The sequence below is a fragment of the uncultured Roseovarius sp. genome, assembly GCF_913054395.1.
Taxonomy (GTDB): domain Bacteria; phylum Pseudomonadota; class Alphaproteobacteria; order Rhodobacterales; family Rhodobacteraceae; genus Roseovarius.
In genome coordinates, this window is sequence record NZ_CAJXIP010000124.1 from 1 (window position 1) to 9,768 (window position 9,768).

Consider the following 9,768-nt stretch of genomic DNA (forward strand, 5'->3'; position numbering starts at 1 on the left):
ATCCTGCGCTCCGTCAAGAACCGCTTCGGTCCCACCGACGAGATCGGTGTCTTCGAGATGTCGGACAAGGGACTGCGTGAGGTTACCAATCCCTCCGAGCTCTTCCTCGGCGAACGCAACGCCAAATCGCCCGGCGCGGCCGTCTTTGCCGGCATGGAAGGGACGCGACCGGTGCTGGTGGAGGTTCAGGCGCTCGTGGCACCCACCTCGCTCGGCACGCCGCGACGGGCGGTGGTCGGCTGGGATTCGTCCCGGCTGTCGATGATTCTTGCCGTCCTCGAGGCCCATTGCGGCGTCCGGTTCGGCCAGCATGACGTCTATCTCAACGTCGCCGGCGGGTACCGCATCTCCGAACCGGCCGCAGATCTTGCCGTTGCGTCGGCACTGGTCTCATCGCTTGCCGGGGCTCCTCTGCCTGCCGATTTCGTCTACTTCGGCGAGATCAGCCTGTCGGGTGCCGTGCGGCCGGTGTCGCAGACGCCGCAGCGGCTGAAGGAGGCGGAAAAGCTCGGTTTTGCCGGCGCCATGCTGCCGGCCAGTTCGGCGGAGCTGCCGAAATCCGGCAGCCGCTGGACCGAAATCGAGGACCTGCCGGACCTCGTCAGCCGTATCGCCGGCTCGGCATCGAAGCTTGCAAGGCCGCAGGAAGAGGATTGATCTTCCGTTACCCGATGCGCTGTTGTAAGAGACTGCCGGAATGCCAAGGGCCGTGAGAGCGCGGCCAAGTCCTGGAGTACGTCCTACATGCCCATCACGATCTTCGACGGTATCCTCATCGGCGTCACGCTGTTTTCAGCGGTGCTTGCCATGGTGCGCGGGTTTTCGCGCGAGGTCCTGTCGATCGCCAGCTGGGTGGGTTCGGTTGCCGCTGCCTACTACCTCTACCCGCTGCTGGTGCCCTATGCGCAGAGCTATACGACCGACGACCGCATCGCGATCGCGGCTTCGGCCGGGATCATCTTCATCCTGGCGCTGATCCTGATCTCGTTCATCACCTCGCGGATTGCCGATTTCATCATCGACAGCCGTATCGGCGCGCTCGACCGCACGCTCGGCTTCCTGTTCGGTGCCGCCCGCGGCATCCTGCTGCTGGTCGTTGCGGTCGCCTTCTGGAACTGGCTGGTGGACGTGCGTTCGCAGCCGGACTGGGTGCGGGACGCCAAGTCCAAGCCTTTCCTCGACACGCTGGTCGGCCGCCTCGAAGCCGTGCTGCCGGAAGACATCGAGCCGCAGATCCGCGCGCGCATCACCGGCCAGGAGACGGCACCTGTGGATGGCGCACCGGCCACCGGCCAGCCTCCGGCAGAAAGCGCTCCCGCCGAAGATGCCCCTGCGCCAAACAATTGACGATTTGTTGCGGTTGATGCGCGGTCACGCATCACCATTTGTGCTATTATTCGAGAAGTCACAGGAACGGGCTGGCAGCGTGACATGATCCACGCCGGCCAGTTCTTTCATTTTCCGAAAGGCAAGGTCCCGCAGATGAACGAGCCGGTTTCGCAGTCGATCGCCGACGAACTTGATGGTGACACGCTTCACGAGGAGTGCGGGGTGTTCGGCATCCTCGGTCATCCCGATGCAGCGGCACTGACGGCACTGGGCCTGCACGCCCTGCAGCACCGCGGCCAGGAGGCCGCCGGCATCGTCTCCTTCGACGGCACACGCTTCCATTCGGAGCGGCGCATGGGCCTGGTCGGCGACCATTACACCGATCCGGTGACGCTGGCGAAACTGCCCGGCACCATTTCCATCGGCCATGTCCGCTATTCGACCACCGGCGAAGTGGCACTGCGCAACGTTCAGCCACTGTTTGCGGAACTGGAAGTGGGCGGCATCGCCATTGCCCACAACGGCAATTTCACCAATGGGCTGACGCTGCGGCGCCAGCTGATCGCCGGTGGCGCCATCTGCCAGTCGACGTCCGACACCGAAGTGGTGCTGCATCTCATCGCCCGGTCCCGCTACACCTCGACGGCCGACCGCTTCATTGACGCGATCCGCCAGATGGAAGGCGGCTACTCGATGGTCGCCATCACCCGCACCAAGCTGATCGCCGCCCGCGATCCCACCGGCATCCGGCCGCTCGTGATGGGCGAGCTCGACGGCAAGCCGATCTTCTGCTCCGAGACCTGCGCCCTCGACATCATCGGCGCGAAATACGTGCGCGACGTGGAGAATGGCGAAGTCATCATCTGCGAAATCCAGGCAGACGGCTCGGTCACCATCGACGCGCGCAAGGCCGGCAACACGCAGCCCGAGCGCCTCTGCCTGTTCGAATACGTCTACTTCGCCCGTCCCGATTCCGTTGTCGGCGGCCGCAGCGTCTATGTCGCGCGCAAGAACATGGGCATCAATCTCGCCCACGAAGCACCCGTCGATGCGGATGTGGTCGTCCCGGTTCCCGACGGCGGCACCCCGGCGGCGCTCGGCTATGCTCAAGCGAGCGGCATCCCCTTCGAATACGGCATCATCCGCAACCATTATGTCGGCCGCACCTTCATCGAGCCGACCGAGCAGATCCGCAACATGGGTGTGCGCCTCAAGCTCAACGTGAACCGTGCCCTGATCAAGGGCAAGCGGGTCATTCTGGTGGATGACAGTGTGGTACGCGGCACCACCAGCCGGAAGATCAAGGAAATGATCCTGGATGCAGGCGCGAAAGAGGTGCATTTCCGCATCGCCAGCCCGCCGACCGCCTGGCCATGTTTTTACGGCGTCGATACCCCGCAGCGCGAAAAGCTTCTGGCGGCAACCATGTCCGAGGATGAAATGCGCGATCACCTTCAGGTCGACAGCCTCAAGTTCATCTCGCTGAACGGGCTCTACCGCGCCGTCGGCGAGATCGAGGGCCGCGATTCCAAATGTCCGCAGTATTGCGACGCCTGCTTCTCGGGGGAATACCCGGTCGCGCCAAGCGATATGATCGAGAAGGGTTTTCAGCTGAAAGCCGCCGAATAATCCACCGGATTTCCATTCTGAACAGATGCCCGCACGCCGAAAGCCGTGCGGGCATTCTGCATTGCGGCACAAATCCGCCGCCGCGCGCCGGATGCGCCTTTGCATTCCCCCTGATCTTGACTAAACGCCTCGGCGGACACCCCAGCACCAGAGGCCGACATGTCAGAGACCACCGCAACCCCGGATGCCACCCTGGCCGCCGCCACTGTGAACAACGCGCTGCCTGCGGCACGCCTGTCGCTGCTTGGTACCCTGCTTGGTCCCGACAAGACCCATGCCCTCATGCGGCTCGGCCGATCCAGGGTCACGCGCGTCGAAGTGGGCGATCGCATTGACGGGGCTACCGTGGCGGCGATCGGCGAAGGCGTGGTAGTGCTGTCGCGAAAAGGGCGCAGCGAACAACTGAGCCTGCCGCGCTCATAAGGCGCGCGGCCTGCCGCTGTTCGGTTTTTTTGCGGCATCTGCGCTAAAGTGGACGAATGGCCTTGATTTATGGCCGGTCTGGTGGGATTTCCCCTTGGTATGAACGAGAACACATCCCCCCCCATCGCCCTTGTGACCGGCGCTTCGCGCGGTCTTGGGGCGGCCATGGCCGAAGCCCTTGCAAAAACCCATCACGTGGTCGCGGTCGCGCGCACCACCGGCGCGCTGGAGGAGCTGGATGATCGCATTCAGGCCGCTGGCGGACAGGCCACGCTGGCACCGATGGACATCACCAACAAGGATGCCATGGCCCAGCTTTGCCGCTCGATCCATGATCGTTGGGGCGGGGTTGCGATCTGGGTGCATGCGGCGGTTCATGCGGCGCCCCTGATGCCCGCCGCGCAGCTTGCCGAGGGCGACTGGACCAAATCGGTCGCCTGCAATGTCAGTGCGACCGGCATTCTCATTCCCTTTATCGCGCCGCTTCTGGGCGAAAGCGGTCAGGCGGTGTTCTTTGACGATCCGCGTGCGGGCGAAAAATTCTTTGGCGCTTATGGCGCCACCAAGGCTGCGCAGGTCGCCCTTGCCCGCAGCTGGCAGGCAGAATGCGCGCGCTTTGGCCCAAAGGTGCAGGTGCTGAGCCCCGCACCGATGGCCACCGCCACCCGCGCCCGGTTCTTCCCCGGCGAGGATCGCGACACGCTGGCCGCGCCGAAAGATGAGGCAGCGCGCCTTTTGACCCTGCTCGGTTAGGCCCGTCCCGTGCAGTGCCTGCTTGCCGCTGCGGGGTTGCAAGGATAGACAGGGACCAAACCGCAGCAAGGGGCAGAGCATTGCGCATTCTCATCACCAATGACGACGGCATCAACGCGCCGGGACTTGAGGTCATGCATGAAATTGCAACCGACCTTGCCGGCCCCTCGGGCGAGGTCTGGACCGTGGCCCCCGCGTTCGAGCAATCGGGCGTCGGGCATTGCATTTCCTATACCCGCCCGATGATGATTTCCGAAATGAGCGACCGCCGCTTTGCCGCCGAGGGAAGTCCGGCCGATTGCGTGCTTGCGGGGATCCATGACGTGATGAAGGATGCGCCCCCCGATCTTGTGCTTTCGGGCGTGAACCGGGGCAACAATTCGGCCGAGAACGCCGTTTATTCCGGCACCGTAGGGGCTGCGATGGAGGCCGCCTTGCAAGGCGTGCCCGCCGTCGCGCTGAGCCAGTATTACGGGCCGGACAACCGCGATCTCGACGATACCTTCGAGGCCGCCCGCGTGCATGGAGTCGAGACCCTGCGCACGCTTCTGGACAAGGGCGTCTGGACCAAGGACGATTACGGTATTTTCTACAACATCAACTTTCCGCCGGTCCCGGCGTCCGGGGTCAAGGGCCTGCGTGCCGCGCGCCAGGGATTCCGGCGCGACATGGGGTTTGGGGTCAAGCCGCATGTTGCCCCCTCCGGGCGTCGTTTCCTGTGGGTCACCGGCGCGCCGCAGCAAAACCCGACAAGTCCGGGATCGGATGCCGATGTGAACCTCAAGGGCTATATCTCGGTCACGCCGATGCGCGCCGACCTGACAGCCCATGACGCACTGGAGAAGCTGAAAGCCATCGAATGAGTGACGAGGCCGACGAAATCGCCGAACGCAAGATGCAGTTCCTTTTCGCGTTGCGCTCGAAGGGCGTGACCGATGCGCGGGTTCTGACGGCGATGGAAAAGGTCGATCGCGGCCCGTTCATTCGCGGCTATTTTGCCGAACGCGCCTATGAGGACATGCCGCTTCCGATTGCCTGCGGCCAGACCATAAGCCAGCCCTCGGTCGTGGGGCTGATGACGCAGGCGCTCAGGGTCACCAACCGCGACAAGGTGCTCGAGGTCGGGACCGGCTCTGGCTATCAGGCGGCTATCCTGAGCCTGCTGGCGCGGCGGGTCTATACGGTGGACCGCCACAAGCGCCTTGTACAGGACGCGAGCGAGATTTTTCGCGCGCTCGACCTGACCAATATCATCGCGCTCACCGCCGACGGCAGCTTTGGTTTGCCCGATCAGGCGCCGTTTGACCGCATCATCGTCACCGCCGCCGCCGAAGACCCCCCCGGCCCGCTATTGGCGCAGTTGAAAATCGGGGGTATCATGGTGGTGCCCGTGGGTCAGTCCGACACCGTTCAGAGATTGATCCGGGTGACCCGCCTTGAAAGCGGGTTCGACTATGACGAATTGCGCCCGGTGCGCTTTGTGCCCCTTGTCGAAGGGCTTGGGCGCGACGGCTGAACGGCACGGCAGTTTATAGTTAGGAATCAAGTCCCGGCCAACAAGGGGCAGTAAACGAGGATAGATCGAGATGCGTTATTTTCCGCGATCAGCACCGCTAGTGGCTGGCATGGCAGTTTTCCTGGCAGGCTGCGACAAGCCGCTTGACCTTGACCTGCGCGGCGCCTTTGGCAATGCGCCTTCTACCGCCGAGGCCGCGCGCAACGCCACAGTGGCGCGCCCGGAACCCGACAGCCGCGGGATCATTTCTTATCCCGGCTATCAGGTCGCGGTGGCGCAGCGGGGCGATACGGTGGCCACTCTGGCCGCGCGGATCGGGGCCAATGCGCAAGAAATCGCTCGCTTCAACGGCGTCCAGACCGGCGATCCGCTGCGCCCCGGTGAGGTGATCGCCCTGCCCGGACGTGTTGCTGAACCGATAGGCGGGCCGATCCAGCCGCCAAGCGGGGTGGATATCTCGACGCTGGCCAGCGGCGCCATTCAGCGCGCCGATTCCCAAAAGGTCGAAACCAGCACACTTGCGCCCGCCGCCCGCGTCGGTGTCGAGCCGGTGCGCCATCAGGTTGCACGCGGCGAGACCGCCTTCACCATCGCACGGCTCTACGATGTCTCGATCCGAAGCCTTGCCGACTGGAACGGTCTCGGTCCCGATTTTGCCGTGCGCGAAGGTCAGTTTCTGTTGATCCCGGTGGCCCTTCCCGGCGAGGACACCGTGCCGTTTGACCCGAGCGATACCACGGCGGTGACCGCCCCCGGAGTCGGTTCGCCGACGCCGACGCCGCCAAGTGCCGCCAAGCCGCTGCCCGATGAGGAGACCGTGCCCAAGGCCGCCCCGGTCAAAACCACCGCGGCGCCCGATCTTGGCAAGACCCAGACGGCGGCACAATCCGGTCGTATGGCCTTTCCGGTCAAGGGTGACATCGTGCGCGAATACGCCAAGGGCCGCAATGACGGCATCGACATCTCGGCCACGCCGGGTGCCACCGTCAAGGCGGCTGATGACGGGCTTGTGGCGGCGATCACCGAGGATACCAACGGCATTCCGATCATCGTCATCAAACATGCGGGCAATCTCCTGACGGTTTACTCCAACATCAGCGGGCTTGCCGTTGCCAAGGGCGACAATGTCAAGCGCGGTCAAAAGCTTGCCGAAATCCGGCGCGACGGAAGTCCGGCGCTGCATTTCGAAGTGCGCGACGGCTTTGATAGTGTCGATCCGATGCGCTATCTCAATCCTGTCTGACCCATACGATCAGGGTAAAACGAAAAACGGGCCGATCCTGAAGGGACGGCCCGTTTTTTGTGACTGTTCAGAAGGCTAGTTTGACGGTGGCGGCGCCGCGCAATGCGCACCGGTCGCCGCAAGGCCAGAGCCAAGCGACATGAGCGGTGGCGCAGCATATGGGTTGAGAGGCGTCGAACTGGCGAAATCGAGCCCGATGAATCCAGCGACGCCAAGCAGGGTGATGAATACGATGTGTCCGCGCGTCATGTCCGGCCCTCCAACCCCAGAAGCGGACGGAGCTTGATGCCGAACCACGACCCGACAAAAGCCGCGACAAACCAGACCCAGCCATGCGCCGATCCGGTGCCGATCCCGCTAAAGAACGCACCGATGTTACAGCCAAAGGCGAGCCGCGAGGAATAGCCGAGGAACAGCCCCGCAATCACCACCGCGATCCAGGCCCGCACCGGGTATGTCCCGATCGGCGCGCCAAGCCCCGAGCGCCACCACGCGACAAGGGCCGCGCCAAAGATCAGCCCGAAATCGGTCAGCGACGTAACGTCGGTCAAGACGCTTGATGCGACCCTCTCGACATTGCCCGGTGCCGCCCAGAACGGCGAGCCCGAGAGGTCGGCACCAAACGCCACCGCACCCTTTGCCACCCAGAGGCCAAGGCCGTAGACCACGCCCCAGGGCTGACCTGCGATCATCAGGTGCAGGATCGCCAGCCCGGCCAGCGCCGCAACCGCCATCCAGTAGCGGCGCGGGATCCGCCAGCTGTCCTTGGCGCCGAAAAAGATCGCGACCCCGCCAATCGCCAGCAGCCCCGCCAGCGTGATAGCAAGACCGCTGGTGCCGCTGAGGACGACAACCGGCAAGCTTCCGAGGGATGTCCACCAGGTAAGGTGATAGGCGCCGCCAAAGCTGCCGATGGCGAAAAACGGCAGGGCAAGCGCGGCCACCGCATTCCCGCTTCCGGCATTCACAAGCGTGCCCGAGCCACAGCCCATCACGATCTGCATCGAAGCGCCAAAGACAAAGGCGCCGCCAATCATGGCAAGGCCGATCGGCGCATGCGCGCCCTTGATCTCGGCACCATTGCTGGCCAGCATCGGAAAGGCCGCCATGGCAACAATGGCAATGCAGATCAACTGAGCCAGAAGGCCCGAGGCATCGCGGTGCAGCATCATCCGCCGCCACGGCCCGGTAAAGCCAAAGCGGAACCCCTCAAGCGCAAGGCCAAACCCCATCCCGATCGCGAGAAGCGCGCCATACCTTGGCCCCGCCGCCATGGCGAGCGCGAGAACCAGGACCGCCAGACCCACCACCACAACGCTGCGTGACATGAAACCGGGGGCCGATGACGGCAGCGTGGTGGCGGGTGTGGACATGTTGACCTCAGTATTTACCGGTGATCTTGTTCAGCATATTCCGGAAGAGCCCCGGAACATTGGCCATTTCATACCCGCTTTGCGACCAGCCTACCATGGATTCGGGATAAAGTTTCACCCCGTCGATGCCTGCAACCTCGCTCAGCGCGAACCAGTTGGTCGCGGCCCAGTGGCCGGTGTTGCAGAACGAGACCAGCTTATCGCCCTGTTCAAAGCCGTTTTCCGCCGCCAGCGTGCGGATCAGATCGGGTTTGATCAGCGTCGGGTCGTCAGAGCCGAACCAGCGGTCATGGGTGAAGTACTTCGATTGCGGCAAGGTGCCCGGCTTGGCGGCGGCGGCGTGCTTGGTCTCGCCCTTCCAAAAGCTTTCGGGGCGCGCATCGACCAATTCGGCCGATGTCTTGCCATCGACGATATCCTTGATCTCTTCGCGGGTGGCGAGCCATTCATCCGAATAGGTCACGGTGATGTCGCTTGGGCTCACCGGTTCGGGCGCGCCTTTCTCGACGCGCAGACCGGCCTTGAGCCAGGCATTCATGCCCCCGTTCAGGATCGCCAGATCGCTGACGCCGCTTGATTTCAGGGTCCAGTACACCCGCGCGGCAGCGCCGAAATCGGTCTGGTCGCGGCCCTGGTGGACAACCACCACAGGGCGGTCGGTGGTGATGCCAAGACCGCGCAGGACCTCGGTCATCTTGTCTTGCGGCACAAGCGAGCCGGGGTTGTCGCTCGGGCCCCGGAACTGGCCGTAGGCGGCCGACACGGCGCCCGGAACATGGCCTTCAGCAAAGGCGCCGCCGCGAATATCAAGCACGACGGGATCTTGCGTGGCAAGCGCCGCGTCAAGCGACGCAGGGTCGATCAGCGGGCCAAGGCCCGCGGCCTGTGCGGCCATCGGCAGGACCGCCACGGCGGCGGCGAGGCAGGCATTCTTGAAGCTATGGAACATGGTTTAACCCCTTGTTTATCTGCCGCGGAATCTACGCCCGTGACAGGGTAACAACAAGGTGGTGGGCGCCAAATTCACCTTATGGTGAGCGTAAAAGAACCCCTGCCCGTCGCGCGTGACGACTTCCGGAACGGGCATTTCCGCCCCCTGCCCTGATGGAAGATAAAATTCTTAAAAACCCGCACTTTCCGAACGATACCTTACGTTCCGCCCTGAAAATTCCCCCTGAGAGGAACAGTCTCTCGCCATCCGCGCGCAGGGCTCAACCCGCACGGAGCGTCAGGAATTCGAGGATCGGCGCGGTAAACTGCTCGGGTTGCTCGATCAGGCCAAGGTGCTTTAGCCCCGGCACGATGACGGTCTGCGCACCGGCGATTTCGCTGGCGATGGTGCGGGCCATGTCGGGCGTGCTTCCGCTATCGTACTCCGAGGTCATGACAAGGCTCGGGTGGCGGATCGGCGGTCTGGGGCGGATCAATTCGCTCACCCCTTCGGCCAGAACCCGGCGATGCAGCGCATAATTGGCCGGATCATTGGCAAGAACGACGCGCCG

General features: G+C 63.8%; 12 protein-coding genes. 8 read left to right on the forward strand and 4 right to left on the reverse strand.

Annotation, left to right across the window (positions count from 1 at the left end; all coding sequences use genetic code 11):
* The 8 genes from QZ522_RS14765 to QZ522_RS14800 form a co-directional block, all read left to right on the forward strand.
* Positions 1-657: magnesium chelatase domain-containing protein (locus QZ522_RS14765; RefSeq protein ID WP_294613159.1), on the forward strand; the 657-nt coding region annotated here is incomplete at its 5' end.
* Between the two features lie 87 nt (positions 658-744).
* A complete protein-coding gene (locus tag QZ522_RS14770; protein WP_037167443.1) occupies positions 745-1,347 on the forward strand; it encodes a CvpA family protein in 603 nt (200 codons plus the stop codon).
* 135 nt (positions 1,348-1,482) lie between these two features.
* Positions 1,483-2,958 (forward strand): amidophosphoribosyltransferase, encoded by a 1,476-nt coding sequence (purF, locus tag QZ522_RS14775; protein WP_294613191.1) that lies wholly within the window; start codon positions 1,483-1,485, stop codon positions 2,956-2,958.
* A gap of 159 nt (positions 2,959-3,117) precedes the next feature.
* Positions 3,118-3,381: a type II secretion system protein N gene (locus QZ522_RS14780; RefSeq protein WP_294613167.1), complete on the forward strand. Its 264-nt coding sequence runs from the start codon at positions 3,118-3,120 to the stop codon at positions 3,379-3,381.
* Positions 3,382-3,480: 99 nt separating this feature from the next.
* Positions 3,481-4,134 carry an SDR family NAD(P)-dependent oxidoreductase gene (locus QZ522_RS14785; protein WP_294613170.1) on the forward strand — a complete coding sequence of 218 codons (654 nt, stop codon included), beginning with the start codon at positions 3,481-3,483 and terminating at the stop codon, positions 4,132-4,134.
* An 80-nt stretch (positions 4,135-4,214) separates the two neighbouring features.
* On the forward strand, positions 4,215-4,997 hold the full coding sequence (gene surE / locus QZ522_RS14790; RefSeq protein WP_294613173.1) for a 5'/3'-nucleotidase SurE: 783 nt from the start codon (positions 4,215-4,217) through the stop codon (positions 4,995-4,997).
* The gene (locus tag QZ522_RS14795) at positions 4,994-5,650 is read left to right on the forward strand and encodes a protein-L-isoaspartate(D-aspartate) O-methyltransferase (RefSeq protein WP_294613176.1); all 657 of its coding nucleotides are present in this window, start codon (positions 4,994-4,996) and stop codon (positions 5,648-5,650) included. Before surE ends, QZ522_RS14795 begins: the two co-directional genes overlap by 4 nt.
* A gap of 109 nt (positions 5,651-5,759) precedes the next feature.
* Positions 5,760-6,893, forward strand: coding sequence for a peptidoglycan DD-metalloendopeptidase family protein (locus QZ522_RS14800; protein WP_294613179.1), 1,134 nt, complete (start codon positions 5,760-5,762; stop codon positions 6,891-6,893).
* A gap of 75 nt (positions 6,894-6,968) precedes the next feature.
* Here the strand turns inward: QZ522_RS14800 and QZ522_RS14805 are convergent, their stop codons facing one another.
* The 4 genes from QZ522_RS14805 to QZ522_RS14820 form a co-directional block, all read right to left on the reverse strand.
* Complete coding sequence (locus tag QZ522_RS14805; protein ID WP_294613182.1) at positions 6,969-7,142, reverse strand: hypothetical protein; 174 nt, start codon at positions 7,140-7,142, stop codon at positions 6,969-6,971.
* Entirely contained in the window at positions 7,139-8,221 is a 1,083-nt protein-coding gene (locus QZ522_RS14810; protein ID WP_294613194.1) for a YeeE/YedE family protein, read from the reverse strand. Before QZ522_RS14810 ends, QZ522_RS14805 begins: the two co-directional genes overlap by 4 nt.
* A 52-nt stretch (positions 8,222-8,273) precedes the next feature.
* On the reverse strand, positions 8,274-9,215 hold the full coding sequence (locus tag QZ522_RS14815) for a rhodanese-like domain-containing protein (protein WP_294613185.1): 942 nt from the start codon (positions 9,213-9,215) through the stop codon (positions 8,274-8,276).
* 262 nt (positions 9,216-9,477) lie between these two features.
* Positions 9,478-9,768: alpha/beta hydrolase (locus tag QZ522_RS14820; RefSeq protein ID WP_294613188.1), on the reverse strand; the 291-nt coding region annotated here is incomplete at its 5' end.